Raw genomic sequence first — 26336 nt, 5'->3', positions numbered from 1 at the left:
GTTCGCCGTCGGCGCAGGGTTGAATGAAAGGTGTTGATCATTTTGAAAACGACTCACGCCCTTTACAATGTAGATTTCATAAGCTGAGGAGAGAGATGACCACGTCGATCCCCATCGACGTCCCCGAGGTGTTCGCGGCCTCCTACGGGGGCCAGGACCCCGAGGCACGCGCCTGGGTCGCCAGGCTGCCCCACCTCGGCGGCGAGCTGCTACGGCGCTGGGAGCTGCGGCCGGACGGCCCGGCCGCGTACGGCATGGCCTCGCTCGTCCTGCCCGTGCTGCAGGCCGGCGGCGCGCCCGCCGTCCTCAAGCTCCAACAGGTACGCGAGGAGACCGCCGGTGTGGCCGCCGGCCTGCGGGCATGGAACGGCGACGGCGTCGTGCGCCTGCTCGACCACGACCCGGACAGCGGCGCGCAGCTGCTGGAACGGCTGGACGCGACGCGCCCGTTGTCCGCCCTCCCCGACGATGACGCCGCCATGCGCATCCTGGCCGGCCTGATGGGCCGCCTGACCGCGGTGCCCGCGCCCGCCGGGCTGCGGCGACTGTCCGGCATCGCCGCCACCATGCTCGACCAGGCCCCAAGGGCCGTGCCGGCGCTGCGCGACCCCGCCGAGCGGCGCCTGGTGATCACCTGTGCCGCGGCCGTCGCCGAGCTGGCCGGCGAGGGCGGCGACCGCCTGCTGCACTGGGACCTGCACGACGGCAACGTCCTGGCCGGGCAGCGCGAGCCGTGGCTGGCCATCGACCCCGAGCCCCTGGCCGGCGACCCCGGCTTCGACCTGCTGCCGGCGCTGGACTGCCGCTGGGACGTGGTGGCGGCGGGCGACGTCGGGCGCACGGCGCTGCACCGCTTCGACCTGCTGACCGAGGCCCTCGGCCTGGACCGGAAGCGGGCCGCCGGCTGGACGCTCGGCCGTGTCCTGCAGAACGCCCTGTGGGACATCGAGGACGGCAGGACCGCCCTCGAACCGGTGCAGGTGACCATCGCCACCGCTCTGCTGAACTCGGAGTACACCCGGTAGGCCTCGGCCGCCCCATGACCCGCTCCGACGAAAAGACCCAGTATGCCAAGCTCCTGAGGGCCGACCACGCTCCTCCCGAAATCGTTGGTTGACCTTCACCTCGGGGGAGGCCACAGCATAGGTGGGGCCGGGCGATGTGCTCGGCATGAGGAGGAGCGAGCATGGGGTTGCTGACCATCGGGGCATTCGCGAAGGCGTCCCGGCTGTCGCCGAAGGCGCTGCGTCTCTACGACGAGCTCGGCCTGCTGACCCCCGCCCGCGTCGACCCGGTGACCGGATACCGCCTGTACGCACTGGAGCAGCTGGATCAGGCCCGGCTGGTCGCTTGGCTTCGCCGCCTGGGGATGCCGCTGGCGCGCATCCAGCGCGTCTGCACGCTGGATGCGGGCCCGGCGGCCCAGGAGATCCGCACGTTCTGGGTCCAGGTCGAGGCCGACACCGCCGCACGGCGGGACCTGGCCGCCTTCCTCATCGACCACCTGTCATGGAAGGACCCTGCCATGTCTTCGACCGCTAAGCCTCTGGGAATCCGTTACGCCGCACTGTCCGACACGGGCCTGGTCCGCGAGAGCAACCAGGACACCGCCTACGCCGGGACCCGCCTGCTCGCCGTCGCCGACGGCTACGGCAATCAAGGAGCCCCAGCCAGCGCGGCCGCCGTCGACGCGCTCAAGCACCTCGAAACCGAGACCATCCCGGCGGGCAACCTCCTCAACGTCCTCGAAGACGCCGTCGAACAGGCCAAGCAGGCCGTCAACGGCATCGCCGGGGTCGACCCCGCTTCCGAAGCGGCCGGCACGACACTCACCGCAATGCTCTGGACCGGCTCGCAACTGGCCGTCGTCCACATCGGCGACTCCCGCGTCTACCTCCTGCGCGAGGGAAGGCTGTTCCAGATCACCGACGACCACACCATGGTGCAGTCGATGGTCGAGGAAGGACGCATCAGCCCGGAAGAAGCCGCCTCCCACCCCCAGCGGTCGCTGCTGGTTCGAGCCCTGGGCCACGGAGCCGATGACACTCCTGACATGCGCCTGCACGACGCTCAGCAGGGAGACCGATACCTGCTCTGCTCCGACGGCCTGTCGACCGTCGTGCCGACCGAGAAGATCCGCCGGGTGCTCTCCGAGATCAGCGAGCCGCAGCAGGCGGTCCGCGAACTTATCGCCCTCGCCAACGGCTCCGGCGGTCCCGACAACGCCAGCTGCGTGGTCGCCGACGTCATGGAGCTCCAGCAGCAGGAGTGAGCGGCATGCACTCGACTCCGGTGATCCGTGCAGCCGACTCCAGTTGACGCGCGGATGACCGTTGTTCCGGTCGTTTGATCCAGGCGACGGTCAGTCCGCAACTGGATCTCGCCGTACCGATCGTTCTCGCTGGTCAGCGGCTTGAAGGTCTGTACGAGACGTAGAGCAAGTAGGCTGACCATGATCACCTGCGACCGTGAGGGAGCCGCTCATGACCGCCGACCCGACGATGACCCGGATCGGCCAGGGGGTGGAGTTGCATCACCATCAAGGCCGGCGCGAAGCAGCTCGCGAGTTGTTCGCGCAGATCTGGGACGACATCGGCGGCGAGCGAGGCGACCCGCTGCATGTCTGCGTCCTTGCCCACTCGATGGCCGATGTGCAGGAGGACGTGCACCAGGAGCTGATGTGGGATCTGCGGGCGCTGGCCGCCGTCGGCCTGATCACGGATGAGCGGGTGGCCCAGGCCGGGGTGCCGCTTTCGGTGGCCGCCCTGTATCCGTCGTTGCACCTGAACCTGAGTGAGTGCTACCGCAAGCTGGGCGACCTCGACCGCGCCCGCGAGCACCTCCGGCAGGCTCGGGCCGGGATCGGCGCACTCGGCGACGACGAGTACGGGCGACTCATCAAGGGTGGACTGGAACAGCTGGCCGAACAGTTGGGTGAGACCGTCTGACTCCGAGCCGGCCAAGGATGACGTCGATGACGACGCCGCCGAGCCGGACACTCATCCGGGCGTGCCGGCTCACGGCTGTTCCGTCGCGGGCGGAGCTGGAGCGGTTCTTCTTCCTGGGCGACGCGGATCGGAAGCTGATCGCTGAGCGTCGGGGGGTGCATAACCGTCTGGGGTTCGCGCTTCAGGTGACGACGGCCCGGTTCGTGGGCCGGTTCCTGACCGATCCCTTGGACGTGCCCGACGAGGTGCTGGCCTATCTGGCCGAGCAGCTGGCGATCGAGGATGTCTCGCAGGTCACGCGGTACACCGAGCGGCGGGCGACGCCGTTTGAGCATCAGGAGGAAATCCGTAAGGCCTATGGGCTGCGGGAGTTCGCGGCGGCGCCCGAAGACCCCGGCCAGCTGCTGGCCGAGCATGCCCTGGCCCTGCACCAGGCGCTGCGTGATGTCGCCTCACGGCTCGGGCAGGACGGCGTCGGTGTCACCGGCACCGTCCGCGACTCCCTCCACATGATCGATGTGGCCTTCCGGCGCGACGGCGGCACCCGGCCTGAGGCGCTCGGAACGCCCCATGCCCCCTCCCGCACCCGGGAGGACCAAGGCGAAGGGATGACTGCAGCCACGAGCCCTGCCCACATCGAGGCTGCCGATGGGGCCGAACACCATCCCCCTACCCTCGCACGCCCAAAAACCCGCCCCGACCGCAAGACCCGCGGCTCACACCCACCACCACCGCGCCTTGACCGGCACTGCTCCTTCAGGGATGACCTGCGACTCCGCTACCGGAAGGGGCTGACGTGGGGGGTTACTGCTGTGAGGGGTAATGACAGGGTCTCTCAGTCCATGTGCGGCGAACCTACCCTGGCCTTATGGACAACCGCGCCGAAATCAGTGCGTTCCTGAAGTCTCGCCGTGACAAGATCACGCCCGAGCAGGCCGGTCTGCCCGTGTACGGCCAACGCCGGGTGGCCGGGCTCCGCAGGAACGAGGTCGCGACGCTCGCGGGCGTCAGCGTCGAGTACTACACGCGTCTGGAGCGCGGCAATCTCAGCGGTGTCTCCGACAGCGTCCTGGAAGCGCTGGCCCAGGCTCTGCGGCTCGACGACACGGAGCGCACGCACTTGTACGACCTGGCCCGAGCGGCGAACACGACGCCCGCCCGTGTGCGGCGCCGGACTGCCAGGCCGGCTGTACGGCCCAGCGTGCAGCGCATCGTTGACGGGATGCCGGGCATGCCGGCGTTCGTTAAGAACCACCGATTCGACATTCTGGTCGCCAACCCGCTCGGTCGCGCACTGTTCTCGGAGATGTACGCCGATCCGGTCTGCGGGGCGAACACCGTGCGGTTCGTGTTCCTCAGCCCCGCGGCCCGGCGGTTCTACGTCGACTGGGAACGCATCGCCAAGGGCGCTGTGGGCGCGCTGCGGATCGAGGCGGGCAAGAACCCGTACGACCGCGAGTTGTCGAACCTGATCGGTGAGCTGTCGACCCGCAGCGACGCCTTCCGCGTGATGTGGGGCGCCCACGACGTACACGTCTTCCATGAGGGGACGAAACGCCTCCGGCATCCGGTCGTCGGCGAGCTGGAGCTCAACTTCGAATCGATGAACCTGCCGGACGGCTCGGGGCTGGTCGTGGCGTTGTACAACGCGGCCCCCGGCTCCGTGGCCGAGGACGCCCTGAATCTGCTGGCGAGCTGGTCCGCCACGGCCGAGGCCGCGGATGTGCAGGCCGCCGAGGCGGACTCCGGGAACTGAACCGACCTCCACAGCCCCGCCTTAGAAGTCGACTCATTTGGTGAGCCGGCGGTAGCAGATGAGGGCTGCGGCGATGGCGACGAAGGGCGCGAAGTGGTCGGCCCGGCGTTCGTAGCGGCGGTGTAAGCGTCGGCAGCCGGCCAGCCAAGAGACGGTCCGCTCCACGACCCAACGGTGTCTGCCCAGCCGTTGACTGGACTCGATCCCCCAGCGGGCAATGCGCGGGAAGATGCCACGGCCGCGTAGGAAGGCGCGCAGGTGCGCGTAGTCGTAGCCCTTGTCGCCATGAAGCTTGGCAGGCCGGCGACGTCGCGGCCCTCGGCGGGAGCGGATCGGAGGGATAGCCCGCACCAGGGGCTCCAAAGCCAGGCTGTCATGCGTGTTGGCAGCGCTGATCGCGACAGAGATCGGCAGACCGCTCCGTTCGGTAATGAGGTGGATCTTCGACCCGCTCTTGCCGCGATCGACAGGATTCGGACCTGTCAGATCCCCCCTTTGGCCGCCCGCACGCTGACCGAGTCGATCGCACACCGCGACCAGTCCAGCTCGCCTCGGGCGCCGAGCTCGTCCAGCATGCTCCGGTACAGCTTGGCCCACACCTGAGCTCGGCTCCACTCGGCGAAACGCCGGTTCACCGTCTGCCAGGAGGCGCCGAAGACCGGCGGCAACTGCCGCCACGCACAGCCCGTCGTGGCGACGTACACAATCGCCGCCAAGATCGTCCGATCGTCTACTCGCCGTCGGCCGCCACCTTGCGGCCGGGTCGGCGCCGGCGGGACCACGCGCCCGAACAACTCCCACAGCTCGTCCGGCACCAGCCGTTGCTTGAAGGCATCCACGGATGATCCAACGATCGACGTCCAAATGAGTCACGGTCTTATCCGGCTGCCGCCAGCAGCAAGGGCGGGGCTTTGGCCTGCGCATATACCGCTGGGGGTCCCTGCTGTTACCCCTCACAGCGGAGACTCCCTCATCGTGTCCGTTCCCGGTTGCATGGTCAGTGGCCCGCTGTGAGGGCCGGCCGATGTCGAACCTCGTATCGGTCCGTCCCCGCCCCCAGCTCGGCACACTTACGAAGGATGAAACACCATGGCTGAAGAACAGACCGCCGCACAGAAGCTGCTCGGCGACTTCGCGCCCGAACTGGTCCGGCTCACCGACGACGTCCTCTTCGGCGAGGTGTGGGCGAGCGAGGGTCTGTCCCAGCGGGACCGCAGCCTGATCACCGTCGCCACCCTGGTCGCCCTCTACCGCGCCGACCAGCTCGCCTTCCACTTGCCCAAGGCCCTGGAGAACGGAGTGAGGAAGGACGAGCTGGTCGAGGCCATCACCCACATCGCGTTCTACGCCGGCTGGCCCAATGCGATGTCCGCGATCACCCAGCTGAAGAACATCGTCGAGGGCGCCGACGCGAGCTGACCCTGCGCCGACCCGTCTGGAGCAACGCCTCATGAGCAAGGTCTTCTCCATCACCGGTGCCGGCCGCGGGCTGGGCGTGGACATCGCCCGCCAGGCCCTGGACGTCGGCCACCGGGTGGCGGACTGACCAAACGCCTGGCACACCTCACGACCATCAGGACCCACACCGGCCAGGGCGTTGTCGTCGCCCGTGGCCACTCGAAAGGAGAACGAGATGAAGAAGCGTGAACTGGGAAACAGCGGGCTCGAAGTGTCGTCGATCGGGCTCGGCTGCATGGGAATGACCTTCGGCTACGGCCCGGCCGCGGACACGGATGAGGCCATCAAGCTGATCCGGGCGGCCGCCGAGCGCGGTGTGACGCTCTTCGACACCGCGGAGGCGTACGGGGAAACGAACGAAAGGCTGGTGGGCCAGGCCCTGGCGCCGGTGCGCGACCAGGTCTCCATCGCCACGAAGTTCGGGTTCAAGGACGGCAACCCCGCAGCGGGGCTGGACAGTCGGCCGGAGCGGATCCGGCTGGTCGCCGAGCAGTCCCTGCAGCGTCTGCAGACCGACCGCATCGATCTGTTCTACCAGCACCGGGTGGACCCCGACGTGCCGGTCGAAGAGGTCGCGGGCACGGTCCGGGATCTCATCCAGGAAGGCAAGGTCAAGCACTTCGGCCTGTCCGAAGCGGGTCCGGAAGTCATCCGCAGGGCCCACGCGGTCCAGCCGGTCACGGCCCTGCAGAGCGAGTACTCGCTGTGGTGGCGTGAGCCCGAGGAGATCATCCTGCCGACCCTGGAAGAACTGGGCATCGGCTTCGTGCCGTTCAGCCCGCTCGGCAAGGGCTTCCTGACCGGCGCGATCAGTCAGGACACGAAGTTCGAGGCCAACGACATCCGTAACGCGCTGCCGCGCTTCGAGGAAGAGGCGCGTGAGGCCAACCTCGCGCTGATCGCGCTGCTGGGTGAGATCGCGGACGCCAAGCGGGCGACCCGGGCTCAGACCGCCATCGCGTGGCTGCTGGCGCAGAAGCCGTGGATCGCACCGATCCCGGGCACGACGAAGCTGCACCGTCTCGAAGAGAACATCGGCGCCGACAACGTGGAACTGACCTCCGAGGACCTCAAGCGCATCGAAGAGGCCGTTGCCCAGGTGCAGATCAAAGGCGAGCGGTACACCGCAGCGCAGCAGAAGACCATCAACCGGTAAGTCACCAGCCTCCATCGGCCCTTTCCTGACGAAGCGTCGTTCGAGGCGCTTCGTCAGGAAGGCCCTGCCCAACAGGAGAAGTTCACATGGAATCGCAGGTACTCAAGGGGCGGATCGCCCTGATCACCGGCGGCACGACCGGACTCGGCTTCGGCGCCGCCAAGCGTCTGATCGAAGAGGGAGCCACTGTCTACATCACAGGCCGGCGCAAGGACGTGCTTGACGCCGCCGCGGAGAAGCTCGGCACGTCCGCCACCGGGATCCGAGCCGACGTCACGAGCAAGAGCGACATGCTGCGCGTAGCCGCAACGATCAAGGCGGCGCACGGCCACCTCGACATACTCTTCGCCAACGCGGGTGGCGGACACGCCACGCCCCTCGAGGAGCTGACCGAGGAGCAGATCGACAGCGAGCTCGGCATCAACATCAAGGGCGTCATCCTCACGGTACAGAGCGTGCTGGACGTCCTGCGCGACGGCGCGTCCATCGTCCTCAACGCGTCGATCACCGCCGACATGGGGCTGCCCGGGTTCGCCGTCTACGCGTCGTCGAAGGCGGCCGTACGCTCTCTCACCCGCAGCTGGACGACGGACCTCAAGGACCGTGGGATCCGAGTCAACTCGATCAGCCCCGGAGTGGTGCCCACCGAGGGCTACAGCCACGAACAGAAGCTGAGCGACGAAGACATCGCCGCCTACGTCGAGCGCGTCGCGAAGGAGATTCCGGCGGGACGCGTGGGGACGGCCGAGGACATCGGCGACACCCTCGTTTTCCTGGCCTCGGACACCAGCCGCTACATCACGGGCGTCGACCTCGTCGTGGACGGCGGCATGACCCGTGTCTACGCCGGCCAGAACTGACGGAGGAATCCACATGACCACGGTCAAGTCGGCAGAGCGCCACATCATCTGCGAGGTACGTGGCAAGGCGGCCCACCGCGCCAGGGTCGAGAAGCTCCTGTTGGAGCTCGTGGGCCCCGCGCGGGCTGAGGCGGGATGCCTCTACTACGACCTCTACCAGCAGTCGGACGAGCCCGACACCTTCTACATCGTCGACGGCTGGGCCTCGCCCGAAGCCGTCGCGGAACACGCTGAGCACCCGAACGTGACGAAGGTCGTCGAGCAACTCCTCCCGCTGCTCGCCGTACCCCTCAAGGTCACCACCAGCAATCGGGTCAGCGACCCGGACTAGCGACTGGTCGGGGCCCGAACCCTTCAGGACATACTCATGGCTCGCATCTTCATCACCGGTTCCACCGACGGCCTCGGCCTGATGGCCGCCCAACTGCTCTCCCGGCAGGGCCACACGGTGGCGCTCCATGCACGCAACAACACCCGGGCCCGCGACGCACACGCCGCGCTCCCGGACAACGCGGGCGTCGCCGTCGGTGACCTCTCCAGCATCGCCCGGACCCGCGATGTGGCCACCCAGGTCAACGACTTGGGCACCTTCGACGCGGTCATCCACAACGCCGGCGTCGGCTACTACGGGCGAGGCAGGGTGGAGACCGAGGACGGCCTCTCGGACGTCTTCGCGGTCAACGTGCTGGCGCCCTACCTCCTCACGGCGCTGGTCACCCCGCCCCGGCGGCTCGTCTATCTCAGCTCCGGCATGCACCACAGCGGCGACCCCACCCTGCGGGACCCGCAGTGGGCGACGCGGCCGTGGCAGGGCTCCCAGGCGTACTCGGAGTCGAAGTTCCACCTCACCGCTCTCATGCTCGCCGTCGCGAGGAAATGGCCCGAGGTGCTCTCCAACGCCGTCGACCCGGGCTGGGTCGCCACGAAGATGGGCGGGAGCGGCGCCACCGACGACCTGCGGCTGGCTCCGGTGACCCAGGCCTGGCTGGCGGCCGACGACGACGCGGCGGCGCTGGTCACCGGCCGCTACTTCCACCACCAGCAGCCCCGCCCTCCGCACCCGGCGACGCAGTCGCCCGAGGTGCAGGACCGGCTGCTGAAGTACTGCGCCGATCTCACAGGCGTCGAACTGCCCACAGCGGTCTGTGCCGACTGAGCCCGCCTCCCCTCTCCCGTCCGCACGCGGGCTGCGTGCGCCCACCACGATTGGAGCAAATGATGACCGCAACGAACCCACTCATCACCCTGAACAACGGCGTACGGATCCCCGCCCTGGGACTCGGCGTCTACCAGAGCGCCCCCGAGGAGACCACCGACGCGGTCCTGACCGCGCTGCACGACGGTTACCGGCTGATCGACACCGCCGCCGCCTACTTCAACGAGCGGGAGGTCGGCGAGGCGATCGCCCGCTCCGACGTGGACCGCTCCGAGATCTTCGTGACGACCAAGGTGTGGATCAGCGACTACGGTTACGAATCCGCGCTGCGGGCCTTCGACGTGAGTCTGCGCAAACTGGGCATCGAGCAGCTCGACCTGTGGCTGCTGCACCAGCCGCTGCCGTCCGACTTCGAGAGGACGATCGCGGCGTACAAGGCGGCGGAGAAGCTCCTCGCCGAGGGGCGCGTCCGTGCGATCGGCGTGTCGAACCAGACGCCCCAGCAGCTCGACGAGCTCATCTCCCGCACCGACATCGTTCCGGCGGTCAACCAGATCCAGGTGCACCCCTACTACACCCAGGCCGGGTGGCGCGCAGCGAACGAAAGCCACGGCATCCTGACCCAGTCGTGGTCGCCCATCGGCGGCTCCTACGTCTACCGGGGCGCCGACACCAACCCACTCGAAGACCCCGTCATCACCGCCCTGGCCGACAAGTACGCGAAGACACCCGCCCAGGTCGTACTGCGCTGGCACCTCGACCACGGCTTCTGTGCGATCCCCAAGTCCGTCAAATCCCATCGCATCGCCGAGAACTTCGACGTCTTCGACTTCGCCCTGACCCCCGACGAGGTGGCCGCGATCGACACCCTCGACACCGGCGTACGCGGCGGACCCGACCCGGACTCGCTCAACCTGGAGAACGCCGGCTTCCCGATCCCCGACTAGGGACTCCCCAGCCGATCGGGCATGTCGTCAGCGCCGCTGACGCCCCACTCCGGCCGGGCCCGAACGGCTCACGGTCCTGGGCCCGGTGGTGCGTGGGCACTCCCCACTTCTGACACCAGGCCCCTGAACACCTCGATACCCGTGCGGCGCCGACGCAAAGAACCAAAGAGCGCAATGATCACGAAAGACATATCCATGAAGAAGCCATTCAAGCTCGCGGCGATCTCCGCGACCGCAGCCGTCATAGTCTCGGCACCGTACGCGTCCGCCGCGACCGGACACGCGGACGCGCAGCCCGCCGTCACCCAGGTGAAGACCGTGGCCGCCTTCGACTTCGCCACCGGCGACGTGCCCGAGAACATCACCGTCGCCCCGGACAATTCACTGACCGTCTCGATGGTGGGCACGCCCGCGGGCGAACGGCCGGCACTGGTGCGGATCGCACCGTCCGGGCACCGCACGGTGCTGGTCACCGGGCAGAAGGGCGACGGATTCACCGGCAACGCTCGCGGCCACGACGGCACCGCCTACTACAACGTGTGGTCCTCCGACGCCTCCCGGAACGGGGTGTGGAAGCTGCCGCCCGGCGGCACTCCTCACCGCATCGCGGCATTGCCCCTAGGCGGAGTCCCCAACGGTCTGGCCATCGATCCGGCCGGGCGCACCTTGTACGTCGCCGACAGCCGGATGAACACGGTCTGGGCCGTACCGGTCTCCGGCGGTCCCGCGACCGCGTGGCTGGTCGACCCCGCCCTCACGATCGAGGCGTCCGCGCCCGTGCCGTACGGTGCGAACGGACTCCGTTTCCACAACGGCGCCGTATGGGTCTCCAACCTCAGCAAGGGCACCCTGCTGCGGATCCCCGTCACCGCCACCGGAGCTCCGGGCCGGGTCCACACCGTCACCAGCGGCCTCACTGGCATCGATGACTTCAACTTCCTCAGCGACCACTCCAACGTCGTGTTCGCCGCGCTGAACACACAGAACCAGATCGCGGTCGTCTACCCGAACGGCACCACCAGGACCGTGCTGACCGCCTCGGACGGCCTCGCCTCGCCCACCGCCACCGCGGTGCGCGGGAAGCGGCTGTACATCACCGACGGCGGACTCAACGAGCCCCACGACGCGCAAGTGCAGAGCGGGAAGATCGACCTCGGCGCGCTGCTCTCACACGGAGCGCCCGGCAGCTCCCGGTAATGCAGAGGGCGTGGCCTGCAGGCATGCCACCTGGCGGTCCCTGCAGGTACCCCTCACAACCGAGACTCCCACGTCATCGCCATTCCCGGTTGCATGGTCAGTGCCCCACTTCCGCAGGAGATTGGGACACAGCTGGCAAGAGCCCGGTGATCACGCTGGACAGCGCCGCCGAGATGTCCACCCCGAGCCTCGGCGCCTGCCACAGCGCGCCCGCCCAGACCAACACCGTGACGACTACGTGAGGAGAACAACAGCATGACCACAGCTATGCGCGACGTGCCCCGTACCGGGGACCGGGCCAAGCGCCAGGGCGCCGCCATCGTCGTCGGTGCATCACTCGCGGGTCTGATGACCGCCTTGGCCCTGTCGCACGCCGGAGTCGACGTGACGATGCTGGAGCGATCGGGGGCCGCCCCTCGGGCTCCGAAGGGGGCTGCTCTCGGCGGGGTGAGTGAGGGCCTCCTCAGCAGAATCACGGGATCCCGTCACTCGCCGAGCGTTGCGGCGCCACTGAGTTCAGTGGCCCCCGGTGTGCAGAGACGCGGCGGAAGATCCGCCACAGGGTCAGGTCGTAGAGGGTCTTGGCGGTCCCGGCGATGAGGAACGGCCAGCCCGGACCCAGGGGCTGCAGCAGCCCGGCGAGCGCGGGACCGGCGGGCCGGGTCAGGTAGCGGGCGGTGTTGGTGACGGCGGCTGTGGTGATGCGCTCGGTGGGCGGGACCATGGCCATGACGTAGGCCTGGCGGGTGGGCACGTCCATCGAGGACAGGCACGCGCGGGCCAGCAGCAGCCCCGCCGCCACCGGGAACTCCGAGGCGAAGGCGACGCCGATGAGCAGCAGGTTACTCGGCAGGTGGGTGAAGACCATCGTGTTCAGCAGTCCGATCCTGGCCGCGAGGACCGGCGCGAGGAGGAAGGAGGCGGTCTGCAGGACGGCACAGCCCGCGAACAGCAGCCCGATGCTCGCCGTGTCAGCTTGGTAGTGGACGCCCAGCCAGTAGGCCAGGTAGGCCTGCGCGACGAAACCCCCTGCCAGGCTGTCCACGGCGAACAGCGCCGCCAGCCGGACCACGACCGGGCGGGGCCGGACCGGCGCGGAGACCTGAATCGAGGCCACCTCCAGCGAAGCGGGCAGCCGCAGGGCCAGCAACGCGCCGGCCACGCCCACGGCCAGCAACACCCCGCCGAGCAGCGACCGCGAGGGCGGGAGCGCGCCCAGCAGCGCGCCGGCGGTCCCGGCGGTGGCGGCGACGGCGTTGTAGAGGCCGAAGCCGCGCACGGCCACGCCGCTGCCATCCAGCATGACCTGCTCCACGGTGGTGAACGGCCCGGACTCGACCACCTCGACCGACAGCGCGCCGGACAGGGCGGCCAGGCTCAGCAGCCACACCGGAGCTCCGACCGCGATCAGCGACCCGCACAGGGCCAGGGCCAGGTACAACACGGCGTAGGAGCGGCGACGGCCGAACCGGTCGCCCCAGCGGGCCAGGGCGATGCCGGCCAGCGCGCCCCCGGCCAGCACGGCGGCCAGCACGAGACCGACCCCGGCGGCCCGCAGCCCCTCGGCCCGCAGCAGCGTGGCGAGCTGGACGGCGGCCAGTCCGTACGCCAGGCCGCGCAAGGCCTGCGCCGCGAAGATCAACCGCGCGGCACTCACGCGGGCTTCCTCCCGTCGCCCTGCCATCCATCAGGCATATCGATCCCCTTGCACCCAGTTTCCTCGAAGGTCCGCCCTCACCGCTTGCGGGCGGCTGGATCGCGTCCAGCCTGCCGGCGCCCGAGAGCGGATGATCCGGTTCGGATGTTCCTCAGACCCCAACCTCAACCGCCGATCGAGCCCGGCCGGGTTCTCTGTCACATCGCCTCGTCGTCCTCGGTGACGTCCGGGGCGCCCAGGTCGCGGCGGACGAGCCTGGCGACCCTCGACACATCCACCCGGCCTGGTGCGACACGGCGCCTCGGCCGCGGACGGCACCCGCGGGGGGCCGGCAGCCCCCGCGCGCGCCTCAGGCCACCAGGCCGAGCGCCGCCCCCGCGACCGCCCGAGCCCGCGCGGGCGACAGCAGCAGATCCACCGAGTCCGACACCTGGTCCACACACCCCACCAGCGGCAACCCCCTGATCGCCGGATCCGACACCGCCTCCAGCAGCGCCTGCGCGAACCGGTCGCCCCCGATCACCCGGAACGGCCGGTCGTGAAAGCCGCGCACCCGCTCATCCAGCGTCGCGGCCAGCGCCAGCCGGTTCTGCGTCGAGGCCACCCTCCCGTACGCCGCCGCCAGCGCCGCCTCGCGCTCGCGCCACGTCCGCGCCGCCAGCGCCCGGCCCAAGGACTCCCCCAGCTCCGCCGAGCCCGGCAGGCGCGCCAGCGCGCTGCCCAGCCACTTGGCGTACGGCGGATAGCGGCGGCGCAGCAGCAGGGCCAGCCGCATCACCTCCCGCGCCAGCCGCGCCCCGACCACCGCCGACCCCAGCTCGTCGCCCACCTCGCCGCACCGGCCCGGGAACGGCTCCTCCTGCGCGATGCGCCGCCACTGACAGGCCAGCACGTACCGCCACACGTCGGCCGGATACCAGCGCAGCACCGACCGGGCCGCCTCCAGCCCGTCCGGCAGCCCGTCCTGGAACACCTCCCCCCGCGTCACCTCGGCCAGCGACTGCCACGGCACCGACAGCCAGTCCAGCAGCGACACCCCGCCCCGCGGGTCGAACCCGAGCCGCCCCGCCAGCCACTCCCCCAGCTCGGCCACCTCCACGCCGGGCCGCAGGACACCGTGGTAGCCGAACACCGTCGGCAAGCCGCGGAAGCGCTCCGGCAGGCCCGCCACCACCCGCGACCGCACCTCCTCCACCTCGCCGGCCGCCACGAACAGCAGCACCCGAGGCCCCCAGTCGTGGTCGGCCGAGCGGGCCGTGTCGAACGCCAGCACCTCCGACCCCGGCCCGATCAACGCGGCACTGTGCGGCGCCCGCCCGACGAGCGGCGCGACGACCTCACCGTAGAAGGCGCGGGAAAGGTCGATACCTGGTACGAAATCGCACATCACCCCAGAACTGTGCCTCACGGCCGGCCTTCGCCTCACCTCGTTTTTCGCCTGCGCGTTCGATGCGATGGGGTTCGGTCTGGCTTCGGCGGGTTCGGACAGACGGGAGCGCCTTTACAATGTAGATTCACTGAACGTGCGTGGCCAGCACGCGGGTGCGCCGGTACCCGAGCCGCCCGTACACCCCGATCGCCGCCGGGTTGTCGTCGTCCACCATGAGCGCCGCCCGCCCGTGCGCCGCCACGAGCCGGCCCGTCACCCACCGGCACACGCGCTCCGCCAGACCCCGTCCCCGGAACGGCGCCGCCGTGGCCACCCCGGCCAGCAGCCCCACCGACGGGGCGCTCCACGCGTCCGCGGCCACCGCCGCCAGCAGGCCGTCCACCCGCGCGCCCGCCCAGCGGCGCACCCCCGGCGCGCCCGGCACCGCGTACGAGGTGGGCGCGTGCTCGGCCAGCAGCTCGGCCACCTCCCCCTCGGCCCCCTCCCCCAGCCAGCCCACGCCCGCCCCCGCGTCGGGCGGGACGTGGCCGGCGGGCAGGCTCATCCAGGAGAAGCCGCCCGCCACCTGCAGCCCGTCGACCTTCGCCGCCACCTCGGCCATCAGCCCCGCCTCGCCGAACGGCCGGTACGAGGGCCCCATCTGCGCCAGCGCGTGCCGTACCAGCTCGACGGCGTCCGAGGCGTTCCCCCACACGCCGATGCGGTCGCGGCGCGAGACCGCGGGCGCGGCGCTCACCACGGCCTCGCCCAGCGCCCACGCCCGGGCGCCGCCCGTCAGGTCCTGCGCCACCCACACCGGCAGGTCGTCGTCACCGCACGCGGCCCGCACCTCGGCCACGGATCTCAGCTCACGCACCACGATCGGTACCGCGCGAGCCGGGGGTCACAGGATGGAGCCGGGCCGGTAGGCGGCCGCCTCCGGATGGGCGGACACCACCTCGGCCACCTGCCGCGCCACCGCCGTCACCTGGCCGGCCGCCGCGCCGGTGAACGACACCCGGTCGGCCAGCAGCGCCTCCAGGGCCGCCCGCTCCAGCGGGAACCGCTCGTCGGCCGCGAGGCGGTCCAGCAGCTCGTTGGCCGCGCCGCGCGAGCGCATGGCCAGCGCCGAGCCCACCGCGTGCTCCTTGATCAGCTCGTGCGCCGTCTCGCGGCCCACGCCGGCCCGCACCGCCGCCATCAGCATCTTGGTCGTGGCCAGGAACGGCAGGTAGCGGTCCAGCTCCGTGGCGATCACCGCCGGGAACGCGCCGAACTCGTCCAGGACCGTCAGCATGGTCTCCACCAGCCCGTCGAAGGCGAAGAACGCGTCCGGCAGCGCCACCCGGCGCACCACCGAGCAGGACACGTCGCCCTCGTTCCACTGGTCGCCGGCCAGCTCCCCCACCATCGAGGCGTAGCCGCGCAGCACCACGGCCAGGCCGTTGACCCGCTCGCAGGAGCGGGTGTTCATCTTGTGCGGCATCGCCGAGGAGCCGACCTGCCCCTCCTTGAACCCCTCGGTCACCAGCTCGTGCCCGGCCATCAGCCGGATCGTCCTGGCCAGCGACGACGGGGACGCGGCGAGCTGCACCAGCGCCGAGACGACCTCGAAGTCGAGGGAACGCGGGTAGACCTGGCCGACGCTGGTCAGCCTGTGCTCGAACCCCAGGTGGGCCGCCACCCGCCCCTCCAGCTCGGCGAGCTTGTCCTCGTCACCGCCGAGCAGGTCCAGCATGTCCTGGGCGGTGCCGACCGGGCCCTTGATCCCGCGCAGCGGGTAGCGGGCGATCAGCTCCTCCAGCCGGCGGTGGGCGACCAGCAGCTCGTCGGCGGCCGAGGCGAACCGCTTGCCGAGCGTGGTGGCCTGCGCGGCCACGTTGTGGGAGCGGCCGGCGATCACGGTCTCGCGGTGCTCCTCGGCCAGCGCCGCCAGCCGTGCCAGCAGCGCCACCACCCGGTCGCGCACCAGCAGCAGGCTGTCGCGGATCTGCAGCTGCTCGACGTTCTCGGTGAGGTCGCGCGAGGTCATGCCCTTGTGGACCTGCTCGTGGCCGGCCAGCGCGTTGAACTCCTCGATGCGGGCCTTCACGTCGTGCCGCGTCACCCGCTCACGCGCCGCGATCGACTCCAGGTCCACCTGGTCGAGGACCTTCTCGTAGTCGGCCGCCGCCTGCTCGGGCACGGCCACCCCCAGCTCGGCCTGGGCGCGCAGCACCGCCAGCCACAGCCGCCGCTCGGCGACGACCTTGTACTCGGGGGACCACAACCGGGCCAGCTCCGGCGAGGCATAACGGGCGGCCAGAACATCGGGGATACGCGGCTTCGACGTCACGTCGGACAAGTCTATGACGCGGGCACATGACGTTCTCGACGGGGACTTCCCCGGCGGCGGCGCTCATCCAGCCGGCCCCACTGGGCGTACGCTGGCGATGACTTTCAGCCTGTGGTGGAAGAGGGGATGAGTGAGCACGCCGCCGCTAGAGCTCGCAGGCCGGCAGCCGGCCGGCACGGGGAGGCCCACGGCCGGCCAGGCCGCGCTTCTGGGTGCCGATCAGGTCCCCGTTCCCCCGGCTCCCATGACCCGCACGGCCATTCCGCCGCTCATGCCCGGGTCGGCCGCCCTCTGCCCGGCCCATGAGGTGACGCACCAGGCGGAGCGGCTCGCCGAGGTGTCCGGTGCCGGCGTGCAGGTGCTGCACAGTTACGCCGAGGCGGGCCGGCGGCATGCGACCTGCGGGCAGTGGCTGAGAGCCGAGGCGCTCGGGCGGCTGCGCCAGGCGGCCGCCACGCTGCCGGAGGGATTCGGGATCGCGGTCTTCGACGCCTGGCGCCCCCTTGCGCTGCAGCGAGAGCTGTTCGACGCGCTCACCCCGGAGGGCGACCCCGCTGGGCCCACCATGGTGGCGCGGCCCTCCGGGGATCCGGCGGCACCGCCGCCTCATCTGACCGGCGGGGCGGTCGATCTCACGTTGACGTGGGAAGGCAGGGCGCTGGCGCTGGGGACGGGCTTCGACGACTTCTCGGAGCCGGCGGGGGCGGGCGCCTTCGAGCTTGTCCCGGGGCCGGTGCGGGCGTTGCGCCGCCTGCTGTACCACAGCCTGCGCCGGCAGGGCTTCGTCGTGCTCGCCGAGGAGTGGTGGCACTTCGAGTTCGGCACTCGCCTGTGGTCGGCGCTGAGGGGCGAGCCTGTGCGGTACGGGCCCGCCGGTCCGTGAGCGTCCTCCCGGCCGTCAGCCGGGGCGAGGTGGCTGGGGGCCCGCGAAGCCGTGGCGCATGAGCCGGAGCAGGCGTCGCGCGTGTTCCGGGCCGGTGGCCGCGATGGCGGCCGCGCTGGTCAGGGCGAGCAGGTCCGCCACGGTGAGGCCGGGATCGACGGCGCCGGTCCGCTGGGCCCGGGCGAGGAGTTTCCGCGCGGCCGAGCGCATGGAGGTGTGCCAGTGGTCGAACAGCTCGGTGCGGCGCTCGTCGTTGTGGTCGGTCCCGGCCAGTGCCAGGGCTCGCTTGGTGGCGACGTGGACGACGAAGCTCTCCAGCCAGGTGAACAGGGCCTCTTCTGCCGGTTCGGCTTCGAGGAGAGCGGCGCCCTGCTCGCAGAGCGTCGTCACCTCCTCCGCGTACACCGCCACGATCAGGTCGCTCCGCGTGGGGAAGTGCCGGTAGAGGGTCGCGTTGCCGACGCCCGCCCGGCGAGCCACGTCGTCCAGCGGGACGTCGGGCCCGCGCTCGTCGAAGAGCTCTCTCGCCGCGGCGAGCAGCAGCTCGGCGTTCCTGGCCGCGTCCGTCCTGCGCGGTCGTCGCGTGCCCGCCGGCCTGCCCGCATCCGCCATCGTCGTGCTCCCTGGTTGCTAAGTGGGGAGTTCCCCGTTTATGGTAGCGCGCTATGACGGGAGGCTCCCGCCTTACCCAGCAAAGGAGCGTCATGGCCCTCACCTGTGAAGACCGCTTCCTGATCGCCGAGCTGATCGCGATGCACGGGCACCTGTGCGACAGCGGCGACCTCGACCGCCTGGACGAGGTGTTCACCACCGATGTCACCTACGACGTCACGGACTTCGGGCAGGGGGTCCTGCGGGGGGTGGCGGCATGCGCCGAGGCGGCGCGCGCCCTGGGCGAGCTGAACCCGGTCGGGCACCATGTCACGAACGTCGTCCTCGGCGAGCGGCCCGACGGCCGGGTGAGCGCGCGGTCCAAGGGGATCGGCATCCGCTCGGACGGCACGAGCGGGAGCGTGACGTACGAGGACACCGTCGTGCGCGTGGCCCGGGGCTGGCGGATCAGCCACCGCAAGGTGCTCGCCCGGCGGGTCCCCCTGGCCGGGTGACGGCACCACGACACGCCGCTCCGGCAACCCATGCGTAGCATCCCGCGTACCAGGGCAAACTCTGCCTGGTAGGACCAGGACAGCGCGCCGGAGGGCGCGCGCCGACCCTTGCTGTCGCAGCCGGCACGAGCCGGCTCGACGGCGAGGAGGACCGGATGGACCAGAACAAGCTGACGGAGTTCCTGGGCCGGTTCACGAGCGACCTGGCGGCGACCAACGCGGCGGGCTCCATCGTGATCGGTCACCGGCTCGGCCTGTACCGCTCGCTCGCGGAGGGTCCCGCCACGCCCGAGGAGTTCGCGCAGCGCACCGGCTGCGACCCGCGCTACCTCGCCGAGTGGCTGCGCGGCCAGGCCGCCGGCGGGTACGTCGGCTACGATCCGGGCACCGGCCGGTTCTCGCTGACGGAGGAGCAGGCGTTCTGCCTGGCCGCCCCCGACGGCCCCAACCTGCCCGCGGCGTTCCTGCTCGCCCTCGGCATGCTGCGCGCCGAACCGCGCATCACCGAGAGCTTCCGCACCGGCGCCGGATTCGGCTGGCACGAGCACCACGAGGACGTCTTCGTCGGCTGCGACGCGTTCTTCCGGCCCGCCTACGTGGCCCAGCTGGTGACGAGCTGGATCCCGGCCCTGGAGGGGGTGGAGGCCAAACTCGCCGCCGGGGCCCGGGTGGCCGACGTGGGCTGCGGTCTCGGCTCGTCCTCGGCCCTCATCGCGCAGACGTACCCGCGCAGCACGGTCCTCGGCTCCGACTACCACGCCGAGTCCATCGCGCTGGCGAGCGAGCGGGCCGCCCAGGCCGGCCTGGGCGACCGGCTCGGCTTCGAGGTGTCCGGCGCGGACACCTTCACCGGCGCCGACTACGACCTGGTGACGATGTTCGACTGCCTGCACGACATGGGCGACCCCCTGAGCGCCGCCCGGCGGGTGCGCGAGGCGCTGGCCGCGGACGGGACCTGGCTCCTGGTCGAGCCGTTCGCCTTCGACCGGGTCGAGGAGAACCTGACGCCCGTGGGCCGGCTGTACTACAGCGCCTCCACGTTCCTGTGCGTGCCCAACGCGCTCTCCCAGCCGGGCGGCTACGCTCTCGGCGCGCAGGCCGGTGAGGCCCGGATGCGGGAGCTGGTCACCAAGGCGGGCTTCACGCGGTTCCGGCGGGCCGCGGAGACGCCGTTCAACCTGGTGTACGAGGTCCGGCCGTAGGACGGCGCAGCGGCGTCGCCGCCGGCCGCCCTCGCCGGCTCCTGGCAGGCGTCCCGCTGGTTCAGCCGGTGCGGAGCCTGTCCGCCGGGATGATCTCGCGGGGGATGCTCGGGCTCGTCCAGCGCAGCTCCGCGATGGCGTCGTAGCCGCCGTCGTAGAACTCCATCCTGAGGTCGTGCGAGCCGGCGCTCAGCGCGATCGCGGCGGTGTCCTCGCGCTTGGAGTGGTCGCTCCAGGCGTCGATGATCAGCCGCCCGTCCACCCACAGCCGCACGCCGTCGTCGCTGGTCGTGATGAACGTGTACGTCTCCGCCTTGTCGGCGACGACCTTGCCGCTCCAGCGGGCGCTGAAGGTGTCGGCGCCGATGGCGGGGTCCGGGGAGGCCGAGCCCCAGTCGAAGTTCACGGTGGGGTCGACGCGGGTGACGCTCGGGCCGGTCAGGTCGGCGTTGTCGAAGTACGTCGCCGACAGGCCCTGCTCGTCCAGGACCAGGGTGGTGGCCGATCCGGCCGGCAACGTCACCGTGGCCCGGCCGCCGGAGATCGTCGCGGTGCCGGTGCGGTGCGGGGTCCAGGCGTCGGAGGTGCTCTGCCAGATCGCGGCCGTGCCGTTCGCCGCCCCGGTGAGGGTGAGGGCCGTCTCCAGCGGCTCGTCGCCCACGTTGACCAGGACGACGTTCCTGGCGTGGTCGGAGGCGAAGACGTGCAGCTTGGCGGTGCTCGCGCTCGTCTGGACGACGGTCGTGCCGAACGGCCTGAACAGGCCTCACCGGTGTACATGCCGATGCCGTGGTACATGGGCAGCGGCTCGCTGCGGGCGATGCCGCCCTCGCCCTTGGTGCTGGTCAGGCCGAGCCGGCCGTTCTTGTCGCCGTACTGGAAGGCGCTCGCGCCGGCGTGCAGCATCTGGCCGAGGGCCGCCGCGCCCCACAGGGTGTTGAAGTGGGTCAGCGTGCGGTGGCCGTCCGGGTCGTCGTAGTCGGAGTTGAACTCGCCGATCTGGATCGGCAGGTCGTGGCCGAGCACGGAGCGGACCGTGGCGCGCACGGCCTCGATGTCGGTCTCGTAGTCGCGGATCACGTCACCGAGCAGCGCGTCGTCGGTGATGGGGTCGAAGCCGTTGCCGTAGTCGTGGTAATCGACGAAGCTGACCCGGGCGCCCGATCCCTGCAGGAACGTGCGGATGTAGTCATGGTCGTTCGAGGAGGTGGCGGGGCCGCCGACCGCGACGGAGGCCTTCTCGGCGCGCAGCGCGTCGGCGATGAGGTTGAAGCGCCTGCTGTACTCCGTGGCCGTCATCTGCGGCTTGTCCGGGGTGCAGGAGCAGTTGAGCTCGTTGCCCAGGATGAACCGCTGGATCGGCTTGCCGGAGGCGGCGAAGTGCCGGTAGAGGGCGACCGCGTCGTCCCGGTTCACCTCCGCGCTCTGCCGGCCGTCCACCTGGAGGATGACGACCGGCTCCGCGCCCAGGTCGCGGATGGCGCCGATCCAGGCGTCGCCCGAGACCTCGGTGGCGCACTTGTAGCCGCCGCAGACGATGGGGCTGCTGTGGTCGCCCGGCGTCTGGTAGTGCAGCTCGATACGCATGCGGCCCACGCCCAGCCTGCGCAGGTGTTCGCGGTGCCTGGTGTCGTCGGTGATGTACGAGCCCTCGCCGTACCCGGTGATGGAGACGCCGATGTCGGCGGGAGAGATCGTGTGAACGGGCTTGGTGAAGTCCACCGAGACGGTGGCGGCCCCGGCCGCTTGCGCTTGTGCGCCCGCCGGCCAGACCAGCGCGGCGGCCGTCAGGCCGCCCGCGAGAACGGCGCGTAACGCGCGGCGTGCAGATGCCGTCATCATGCTCCTGTCAGAGGTTGCTCAAGATCCCGGAGATCATGACACGCGTGGATGTCCGGAGGGTTAAGCGTCATGATCGGCCGGTCTGCCCCGCGGAAGCCGCCGTCTCACATGCCGTCACTGCTGACGCCTCTCTCCAGGTCCGCCACGGGCAGCCCCTACGGTGTTGTCATGAACATCTGCGTCTTCCTCTCCGCCGCCGACCTCGCCGAGACCTACACCCGGCCCGCCCGCGAGCTCGCGCGGCTGATCGGGCAGGGCGGGCACACGCTGGTGTGGGGCGGCTCCAACGTGGGGCTGATGAAGGTCGTGGCGGACGGGGTGCACGCCTCCGGCGGGCGCCTCATGGGCGTCTCGGTGCATTTTCTGGTGGACAAGGTGCGGCCCGGCGTGGACGACATGGTCATCGCGCAGGACCTCGCCGAGCGCAAGAGGCTGCTGCTGGACAAGGCCGACGCGGTGGTGATCATGGTGGGCGGCACGGGGACCCTGGACGAGGCGACCGAGATCCTGGAGCTGAAGAAGCACGGGCATACCGACATGCCGGTGGTGCTGCTGAACACCGCGGGCTTCTACGACGGGCTGAAGGAGCAGTTCCGCCGCATGGAGGACGAGGGATTCCTGCCGCGTCCCCTCTCGGAGCTGATGTTCTTCGCCGAAGAGCCCGTGGACGCCATGACCTACCTCAAGGAGTCACTCGGCGACCGGTGAGGTCCGGGTCCTGGCCGGCAGGTCGGCGGTCGCCCGCGGTCCGGCTGACCGAAGCTGCTCAGCGCAGTACGGCCGTCAGCAGGTCGGCGCCCAACGCCGTCAGATCGGGGAGTTTGACGGTGTAACGGACGTAACGACCGTGCCGCCGGGCCGTGAGCAGGCCCGCGCGGCGCAGGACAGCGAGGTGGCGGGAGACCTCCGGGGGTGAGAGCTCCCAGGCGTGGGCCAGCTCACCGGTGGTGTGCTGACCGCGGGCGAGGGTGCGCAGCAGCCGCAGCCGTACCGGATGCGCGAGTGCCTCCAGCCGTAGCGTCACCGTTTCCAGCGACACCGGCTCCGATGGACCTGCCTCGGCCACGGGGTACTGCACCACCGGCTGCCACCCGGGCGCCTGGATCACCACCAGGTGCGGGCGGCCGAAGACGCTGGGAAGGAAGGTGACCCCGGTGCCGTGGGCGGAGGTCGCATTGTCCTGCAGTTTGTCGACGATGATGCAGTCGCCGTCCGGAGCCAGGGTGACGGCGCCGGAGGCCGACGCGAGTGCCGCCCCGATGCCCTGGCGCTTCAGCAGGTCGTTCTTCAGGCGCAGGTCGGTGGCGAGTTGCACGGCGGCGCCCGCCCAGGCGGCGTCGAAGAAGGCCTCGGCGCACTGTTCGAGGGTGTCACGCACCCTCGCCCGAACGGCGGCCGGGTCCGCGAGCAGCCGTTCCGCGAAGGCCTCCTGGAGCGCGCCGCGGGCCTGGGCCAGGTCGAGGGCCCGCTCGCGCGCCGCCGCGTCGGCGAGCGGCGACGGCGCGCCGAAGTGGACCCGGTTGCTGCCGCACGTGGTGATGAGCGCGGCGCTCACATAGGTTTCATCGTCGATCCGGTCCACCTCGTCCAGCTCCTCGGCGAGGGTCGGCCGGGGACGGGCGGGGACCAGGAAGTCGGCTCGTGAGGAACGCCAGAGGAACTCCGCCTCCCTGAGCCGCTCGGCCAGCTCCGGCCGCAGCCCGGCCCAGACGTCCCCGGCCCAGCCGGCGAGCTGCGGGTGATGCCCGGGTTCGGCCAGCACGTGCAGCATCGCGGTCAGCTCGGCCAGCGGGGAGGCGGCGAACCGCAGCCGCCCGGACGGCAGGCCGCCGATGTCGATCCTCAACGTCATCCCCCCATCATCGCTGGTCGGATGGCCGACGACCGCGTCGATTGACGGTGTCCGTCAACCGACGCGGTCGGCGCGGCGGCCGAACGCATCGTTGACGCCATGGCAACCACCACCAAGATCCAGCCGCGCGCCCTCGTCCGCGCCTCCGGAGGCCCCCGCTATGCCGTCGCCCTGGCCGTGGACGCGCTCGGCACCGGCCTGCTGCGGCCCTTTCTGCTGCTCTACGGGGTGACGGTGCTGCGGCTGTCCGCGTCGGCCACCGGCATCGCCATGACGGCCGGCATCGTCGTGGGTCTGGTGTGCATGCCCGCGGTGGGCCGATGGCTGGACCGGGGCGCACGCAGCACGGTCGTGGCCGCGTCGATGCTGGTGCGGGTGGTGGGCGTGGCGCTGCTGCTGGCCGCCCCGGCGGGGCACGTCTGGCTGTTCGCGACGGCGGCGCTCTTCCTCGGCATCGGCAACCAGGCGTGGCCGGCCGCCCACGCGGCTCTCGTGGCCACCGTCGCCCACGGCCGCGAACGCGACGCCGCTCTCGCGGGAGCCCGCGCCCTGCGCAACGCCGGCCTGGGCGTGGGCGCCCTGCTCGCCACCGCATGCCTGGCGGGCGGCACCACCGCATTGCAGGCGCTGGCAGCCGTCACCGGGCTCGCCTATCTCGCCGCGGCGGCCTTGGCATGGTCGGTCCACCTGCACGCGCATCCAGCCGCCACTCCGGCCAGGGACAGTGCCGGCGGGCCCGCGCCTCGGATGCGCGCGCTGCTGGCCGCCAACGTGATCTATGTCTTCTGCCTCAACGTCCCGGAAATCGCGGTCCCCCTGGTCCTGGTGACCCAGTTGCACGCGTCCCCGGTGTGGTCGGCGGCCATCTTCGTGGCGAACACGGTGCTGGTGGTCACCCTGCAGGTTCCGGTCACCGTCCTGATGTCCCGCTTCTCCCGGCGGACCATGCTGGCTCTCGCCGGTGTGGTGCTCGCCGCGTCCTACCTCGGCTTCCTCGCGGCCACCTCCCTGGGACACGGATGGAGTGCCCCGGCCGTCGCCGCGGTGTCCGTGGTCTGCACCATCGGCGAGATCATCTATGCCGGCAGCGCCACCGCGCTCGTCACCGTCCTCGCCCCGGCCCCCGTCCTGGGACGCGCCCTCGCCCGCTTCCAGCTCTCCACGGGCTTCGGCCTCGCCGTCTCCCCGGCGGTCATCACCGCTCTCGCCTCCCACGGCTCGGCCGCCCTCTGGGGCAGCCTCACCGCTGCGACGCTCCTGTCCGCCTCCGCCGTCGCCACCGAGAAGGATCGAAGAACGCGGCTCAGCGGTTGCCGTCCCCGGCCGCGAGCAGGCTCGTGAGCGCGGCGATCGCCACTCGTGCAGGTCCCAGCCCGTCCCGGGCCCGCGCCCTTTACATTGTAGATTTTCAGCTCAGGGGCGCATCCCCCTCCGCCGCCTCGGCGACGCGCTTGATGGTCGCCAGTCGCCGGTCCCAGTCGGCCGCGAGCGCGGCCATCCACCGCGCCGTCGCGTCCAGCGCCGCCGGGCGGACCGCGTACCGCATCTCGCGGCCGACCCGGCTGCCGGAGACGAGCCCGGCGGCGTCCAGGACGGCGAGGTGCTTGACCACCGCCTGCCGCGAGACCGGCAGCCGTTCGGCGAGCGTCGTCGCGGTGGCCTCGCCCCGAGCTGCGAGCAGGTCGAGCAGGTGACGTCGCGTCGGGTCGGCCAACGCGGCCAGGACGCTGTCGACCTCCCCGGCGACGCCGCGAGGTTCGTCCGTCACGCGGACGGCTGCTCGGCGCGCGCCTTGAGCGCGTCGAAGCACTGGGGCCAGCCGTCGGTGTGGTCCTTCAGGTTCCGGGTGCGCAGCTCCTCGGTGCCGGGCAGTGCCGCGAACCCGCTCTCCACGACGCGCAGCCGCGTCTTGTCGCCCTCCGGGGTCAGCGTGAACTCCACGAGGGTGCTGTTGTCCTCGCTCAGCTCCTCCCCCGGGAACGCGCTGGTCCAGCGGTAGGCCAGGTACGTCGGTGGCCGCACCGTCTCCACGCGCACCGGGAAGTCACCGTGCTGGGCGTTCCTGGCCACCATCGACTCTCCTTCTCGTGCCACGGTGCCGGGCAGGCTCGCCTCGTCGGCCACCCAGAACCCGGGCTGGGCCACCAGCGACCAGACCCGCTCCAGGGACGCCGCGATCAGCGTTTCGCGTTCGATCCGATCCTCGCTCATGAGGAGACTCCTTCGTATTCGTCCTTGCGTGCAACTTCAGGGTTGCACATAGCCCCTCACAAGCGCAACCCCAGAGTTGCGCTTCCGCGCGGACCCCGTCTCGGTCCGGTGCGGCGAGGGTGCTTGGCTGGAGGTCAGGGCCGAACCGGACGCGGGACGGAGGGAGCCGGTCATGGACGGGCGCGGGCACCGGTGTTTCGCGATGTGCTACGACGCCATCACCCGGGTCGCCGAGCGGCGCTGGCTGGGGGCCGTACGCGAGGAGCTGGTCGGGGGCCTGGGCGGGCGGGTCCTGGAGATCGGCGCCGGCTCCGGCGCCAACCTCGCCCACTACCGCGCGGCAGGCCAGGTGGTGGCCGCCGAACCCGACGCCGCCATGCGCCGTCGCCTGCGCGCCCGGC

Annotated in this window: 28 protein-coding genes and 2 pseudogenes; 19 read left to right on the top strand and 11 right to left on the bottom strand. The window is 71.0% G+C overall.

Annotated features, from left to right (window positions below):
• Positions 1–95: 95 nt before the first annotated feature.
• The 5 genes from ABZS51_RS28865 (at position 96) to ABZS51_RS28845 (ending at position 4704) form a co-directional block, all read left to right on the top strand.
• Entirely contained in the window at positions 96–1025 is a 930-nt protein-coding gene (locus ABZS51_RS28865) for an aminoglycoside phosphotransferase family protein (RefSeq protein ID WP_355447310.1), read from the top strand.
• A gap of 161 nt (positions 1026–1186) precedes the next feature.
• Positions 1187–2272: a MerR family transcriptional regulator gene (locus ABZS51_RS28860; RefSeq protein ID WP_355447307.1), complete on the top strand. Its 1086-nt coding sequence runs from the start codon at positions 1187–1189 to the stop codon at positions 2270–2272.
• Positions 2273–2483: 211 nt separating this feature from the next.
• The gene (locus ABZS51_RS28855; protein ID WP_355447304.1) at positions 2484–2948 is read left to right on the top strand and encodes a hypothetical protein; all 465 of its coding nucleotides are present in this window, start codon (positions 2484–2486) and stop codon (positions 2946–2948) included.
• 26 nt (positions 2949–2974) lie between these two features.
• A complete protein-coding gene (locus ABZS51_RS28850; protein WP_355447301.1) occupies positions 2975–3850 on the top strand; it encodes a DUF4158 domain-containing protein in 876 nt (291 codons plus the stop codon).
• Positions 3817–4704 (top strand): helix-turn-helix transcriptional regulator, encoded by an 888-nt coding sequence (locus ABZS51_RS28845; RefSeq protein ID WP_355447298.1) that lies wholly within the window; start codon positions 3817–3819, stop codon positions 4702–4704. The genes ABZS51_RS28850 and ABZS51_RS28845 overlap by 34 nt, the downstream gene beginning before the upstream one ends.
• 33 nt (positions 4705–4737) lie before the next feature.
• Here the strand turns inward: ABZS51_RS28845 and ABZS51_RS28840 are convergent.
• A protein-coding gene (locus tag ABZS51_RS28840; protein WP_355447296.1) for an IS5 family transposase occupies positions 4738–5543 on the bottom strand; the annotation gives its coding sequence in 2 pieces (ribosomal slippage) (positions 4738–5198 and positions 5198–5543; 807 coding nt in all).
• A gap of 250 nt (positions 5544–5793) precedes the next feature.
• Here ABZS51_RS28840 and ABZS51_RS28835 point away from each other — a divergent pair.
• The 8 genes and pseudogenes from ABZS51_RS28835 to ABZS51_RS28800 form a co-directional block, all read left to right on the top strand.
• Positions 5794–6123, top strand: coding sequence for a carboxymuconolactone decarboxylase family protein (locus ABZS51_RS28835; protein WP_355447293.1), 330 nt, complete (start codon positions 5794–5796; stop codon positions 6121–6123).
• Between the two features lie 214 nt (positions 6124–6337).
• Positions 6338–7318, top strand: coding sequence for an aldo/keto reductase (locus tag ABZS51_RS28830; RefSeq protein WP_355447290.1), 981 nt, complete (start codon positions 6338–6340; stop codon positions 7316–7318).
• 86 nt (positions 7319–7404) lie between these two features.
• Positions 7405–8178, top strand: a complete 774-nt coding sequence (locus tag ABZS51_RS28825) for an SDR family oxidoreductase (protein ID WP_355447287.1) — start codon at positions 7405–7407, stop codon at positions 8176–8178.
• 13 nt (positions 8179–8191) lie between these two features.
• Positions 8192–8509: a putative quinol monooxygenase gene (locus ABZS51_RS28820; RefSeq protein WP_355447284.1), complete on the top strand. Its 318-nt coding sequence runs from the start codon at positions 8192–8194 to the stop codon at positions 8507–8509.
• Positions 8510–8545: 36 nt separating this feature from the next.
• A complete protein-coding gene (locus ABZS51_RS28815; protein WP_355447281.1) occupies positions 8546–9334 on the top strand; it encodes an SDR family NAD(P)-dependent oxidoreductase in 789 nt (262 codons plus the stop codon).
• A 62-nt stretch (positions 9335–9396) separates the two neighbouring features.
• Complete coding sequence (locus tag ABZS51_RS28810) at positions 9397–10281, top strand: aldo/keto reductase (RefSeq protein ID WP_355447278.1); 885 nt, start codon at positions 9397–9399, stop codon at positions 10279–10281.
• A 195-nt stretch (positions 10282–10476) separates the two neighbouring features.
• The gene (locus ABZS51_RS28805) at positions 10477–11478 is read left to right on the top strand and encodes a hypothetical protein (RefSeq protein ID WP_355447275.1); all 1002 of its coding nucleotides are present in this window, start codon (positions 10477–10479) and stop codon (positions 11476–11478) included.
• Between the two features lie 255 nt (positions 11479–11733).
• Positions 11734–11907 (top strand): annotated as a pseudogene (locus tag ABZS51_RS28800) (FAD-dependent monooxygenase); the annotation flags it as partial.
• Between the two features lie 43 nt (positions 11908–11950).
• On the opposite strand, the gene ABZS51_RS28795 reads toward ABZS51_RS28800, so the two are convergent.
• The 4 genes from ABZS51_RS28795 to purB all read right to left on the bottom strand — a co-directional run bounded on the left by ABZS51_RS28795 (position 11951) and on the right by purB (position 16839).
• Positions 11951–13135, bottom strand: a complete 1185-nt coding sequence (locus tag ABZS51_RS28795) for an MFS transporter (RefSeq protein WP_355447272.1) — start codon at positions 13133–13135, stop codon at positions 11951–11953.
• A gap of 349 nt (positions 13136–13484) precedes the next feature.
• The gene (locus ABZS51_RS28790; RefSeq protein WP_355447269.1) at positions 13485–14522 is read right to left on the bottom strand and encodes a DUF4037 domain-containing protein; all 1038 of its coding nucleotides are present in this window, start codon (positions 14520–14522) and stop codon (positions 13485–13487) included.
• A 127-nt stretch (positions 14523–14649) separates the two neighbouring features.
• Positions 14650–15381, bottom strand: coding sequence for a GNAT family N-acetyltransferase (locus ABZS51_RS28785; protein WP_355447266.1), 732 nt, complete (start codon positions 15379–15381; stop codon positions 14650–14652).
• Positions 15382–15408: 27 nt separating this feature from the next.
• Positions 15409–16839 (bottom strand): adenylosuccinate lyase, encoded by a 1431-nt coding sequence (gene purB / locus ABZS51_RS28780; RefSeq protein ID WP_355447263.1) that lies wholly within the window; start codon positions 16837–16839, stop codon positions 15409–15411.
• A 244-nt stretch (positions 16840–17083) separates the two neighbouring features.
• On the opposite strand from purB, the gene ABZS51_RS28775 reads away from it, so the two are divergent.
• Complete coding sequence (locus ABZS51_RS28775; RefSeq protein WP_355447260.1) at positions 17084–17722, top strand: M15 family metallopeptidase; 639 nt, start codon at positions 17084–17086, stop codon at positions 17720–17722.
• Positions 17723–17737: 15 nt separating this feature from the next.
• On the opposite strand, the gene ABZS51_RS28770 is transcribed toward ABZS51_RS28775, so the two are convergent.
• On the bottom strand, positions 17738–18334 hold the full coding sequence (locus ABZS51_RS28770; protein WP_355447257.1) for a helix-turn-helix domain-containing protein: 597 nt from the start codon (positions 18332–18334) through the stop codon (positions 17738–17740).
• Positions 18335–18426: 92 nt separating this feature from the next.
• On the opposite strand from ABZS51_RS28770, the gene ABZS51_RS28765 reads away from it, so the two are divergent.
• Positions 18427–18828: a nuclear transport factor 2 family protein gene (locus ABZS51_RS28765; RefSeq protein WP_355447254.1), complete on the top strand. Its 402-nt coding sequence runs from the start codon at positions 18427–18429 to the stop codon at positions 18826–18828.
• 155 nt (positions 18829–18983) lie between these two features.
• Positions 18984–20030, top strand: coding sequence for a class I SAM-dependent methyltransferase (locus ABZS51_RS28760; RefSeq protein ID WP_355447251.1), 1047 nt, complete (start codon positions 18984–18986; stop codon positions 20028–20030).
• Positions 20031–20091: 61 nt separating this feature from the next.
• On the opposite strand, the gene ABZS51_RS28755 is transcribed toward ABZS51_RS28760, so the two are convergent.
• The gene (locus tag ABZS51_RS28755; RefSeq protein ID WP_355447385.1) at positions 20092–20553 is read right to left on the bottom strand and encodes a PA14 domain-containing protein; all 462 of its coding nucleotides are present in this window, start codon (positions 20551–20553) and stop codon (positions 20092–20094) included.
• Positions 20550–21869 (bottom strand): hypothetical protein, encoded by a 1320-nt coding sequence (locus tag ABZS51_RS28750; RefSeq protein WP_355447248.1) that lies wholly within the window; start codon positions 21867–21869, stop codon positions 20550–20552. The genes ABZS51_RS28755 and ABZS51_RS28750 overlap by 4 nt, the downstream gene beginning before the upstream one ends.
• A gap of 171 nt (positions 21870–22040) precedes the next feature.
• Between ABZS51_RS28750 and ABZS51_RS28745 the strand changes: the two genes are divergently transcribed.
• Complete coding sequence (locus ABZS51_RS28745; protein WP_355447245.1) at positions 22041–22580, top strand: TIGR00730 family Rossman fold protein; 540 nt, start codon at positions 22041–22043, stop codon at positions 22578–22580.
• Between the two features lie 58 nt (positions 22581–22638).
• Here the strand turns inward: ABZS51_RS28745 and ABZS51_RS28740 are convergent, their stop codons facing one another.
• Positions 22639–23724, bottom strand: a complete 1086-nt coding sequence (locus tag ABZS51_RS28740; protein ID WP_355447242.1) for a helix-turn-helix domain-containing protein — start codon at positions 23722–23724, stop codon at positions 22639–22641.
• 99 nt (positions 23725–23823) lie between these two features.
• Here ABZS51_RS28740 and ABZS51_RS28735 point away from each other — a divergent pair, with 99 nt between their 5' ends.
• Positions 23824–25065, top strand: a complete 1242-nt coding sequence (locus ABZS51_RS28735) for an MFS transporter (RefSeq protein ID WP_355447239.1) — start codon at positions 23824–23826, stop codon at positions 25063–25065.
• A 67-nt stretch (positions 25066–25132) separates the two neighbouring features.
• Here ABZS51_RS28735 and ABZS51_RS28730 read toward each other — a convergent pair whose 3' ends face one another.
• Complete coding sequence (locus ABZS51_RS28730; RefSeq protein WP_355447236.1) at positions 25133–25492, bottom strand: metalloregulator ArsR/SmtB family transcription factor; 360 nt, start codon at positions 25490–25492, stop codon at positions 25133–25135.
• Positions 25489–25935: an SRPBCC domain-containing protein gene (locus tag ABZS51_RS28725; protein ID WP_355447233.1), complete on the bottom strand. Its 447-nt coding sequence runs from the start codon at positions 25933–25935 to the stop codon at positions 25489–25491. The genes ABZS51_RS28730 and ABZS51_RS28725 overlap by 4 nt, the downstream gene beginning before the upstream one ends.
• Before the next feature lie 172 nt (positions 25936–26107).
• Here ABZS51_RS28725 and ABZS51_RS28720 point away from each other — a divergent pair.
• Positions 26108–26336: pseudogene (locus tag ABZS51_RS28720) on the top strand (SAM-dependent methyltransferase); the annotation flags it as partial.

This window comes from Nonomuraea sp. NPDC005501 (assembly GCF_040605905.1).
GTDB lineage: Bacteria > Actinomycetota > Actinomycetes > Streptosporangiales > Streptosporangiaceae > Nonomuraea.
Note: the sequence above shows the minus strand (reverse complement) of the source record. Positions and strands in the feature narration are given on the sequence as shown.

Bases quoted from the DNA above. Each gene is read 5' to 3' on its own strand.
- ABZS51_RS28855 (WP_355447304.1), top strand. From the start codon at position 2,484: ATGACCGCCGACCCGACGATGACCCGGATCGGCCAGGGGGTGGAGTTG.
- ABZS51_RS28805 (WP_355447275.1), top strand. From the start codon at position 10,477: ATGAAGAAGCCATTCAAGCTCGCGGCGATCTCCGCGACCGCAGCCGTC.
- ABZS51_RS28810 (WP_355447278.1), top strand. From the start codon at position 9,397: ATGACCGCAACGAACCCACTCATCACCCTGAACAACGGCGTACGGATC.
- ABZS51_RS28850 (WP_355447301.1), top strand. From the start codon at position 2,975: ATGACGACGCCGCCGAGCCGGACACTCATCCGGGCGTGCCGGCTCACG.
- ABZS51_RS28865 (WP_355447310.1), top strand. From the start codon at position 96: ATGACCACGTCGATCCCCATCGACGTCCCCGAGGTGTTCGCGGCCTCC.
- ABZS51_RS28760 (WP_355447251.1), top strand. From the start codon at position 18,984: ATGGACCAGAACAAGCTGACGGAGTTCCTGGGCCGGTTCACGAGCGAC.
- ABZS51_RS28815 (WP_355447281.1), top strand. From the start codon at position 8,546: ATGGCTCGCATCTTCATCACCGGTTCCACCGACGGCCTCGGCCTGATG.
- ABZS51_RS28740 (WP_355447242.1), bottom strand. From the start codon at position 23,724: ATGACGTTGAGGATCGACATCGGCGGCCTGCCGTCCGGGCGGCTGCGG.
- ABZS51_RS28835 (WP_355447293.1), top strand. From the start codon at position 5,794: ATGGCTGAAGAACAGACCGCCGCACAGAAGCTGCTCGGCGACTTCGCG.
- ABZS51_RS28770 (WP_355447257.1), bottom strand. From the start codon at position 18,334: ATGGCGGATGCGGGCAGGCCGGCGGGCACGCGACGACCGCGCAGGACG.
- ABZS51_RS28860 (WP_355447307.1), top strand. From the start codon at position 1,187: ATGGGGTTGCTGACCATCGGGGCATTCGCGAAGGCGTCCCGGCTGTCG.
- ABZS51_RS28830 (WP_355447290.1), top strand. From the start codon at position 6,338: ATGAAGAAGCGTGAACTGGGAAACAGCGGGCTCGAAGTGTCGTCGATC.
- ABZS51_RS28735 (WP_355447239.1), top strand. From the start codon at position 23,824: ATGGCAACCACCACCAAGATCCAGCCGCGCGCCCTCGTCCGCGCCTCC.
- ABZS51_RS28820 (WP_355447284.1), top strand. From the start codon at position 8,192: ATGACCACGGTCAAGTCGGCAGAGCGCCACATCATCTGCGAGGTACGT.
- ABZS51_RS28775 (WP_355447260.1), top strand. From the start codon at position 17,084: ATGACCCGCACGGCCATTCCGCCGCTCATGCCCGGGTCGGCCGCCCTC.
- ABZS51_RS28750 (WP_355447248.1), bottom strand. From the start codon at position 21,869: ATGACGGCATCTGCACGCCGCGCGTTACGCGCCGTTCTCGCGGGCGGC.
- ABZS51_RS28725 (WP_355447233.1), bottom strand. From the start codon at position 25,935: ATGAGCGAGGATCGGATCGAACGCGAAACGCTGATCGCGGCGTCCCTG.
- ABZS51_RS28765 (WP_355447254.1), top strand. From the start codon at position 18,427: ATGGCCCTCACCTGTGAAGACCGCTTCCTGATCGCCGAGCTGATCGCG.
- ABZS51_RS28745 (WP_355447245.1), top strand. From the start codon at position 22,041: ATGAACATCTGCGTCTTCCTCTCCGCCGCCGACCTCGCCGAGACCTAC.
- ABZS51_RS28790 (WP_355447269.1), bottom strand. From the start codon at position 14,522: ATGTGCGATTTCGTACCAGGTATCGACCTTTCCCGCGCCTTCTACGGT.
- ABZS51_RS28845 (WP_355447298.1), top strand. From the start codon at position 3,817: ATGGACAACCGCGCCGAAATCAGTGCGTTCCTGAAGTCTCGCCGTGAC.
- ABZS51_RS28825 (WP_355447287.1), top strand. From the start codon at position 7,405: ATGGAATCGCAGGTACTCAAGGGGCGGATCGCCCTGATCACCGGCGGC.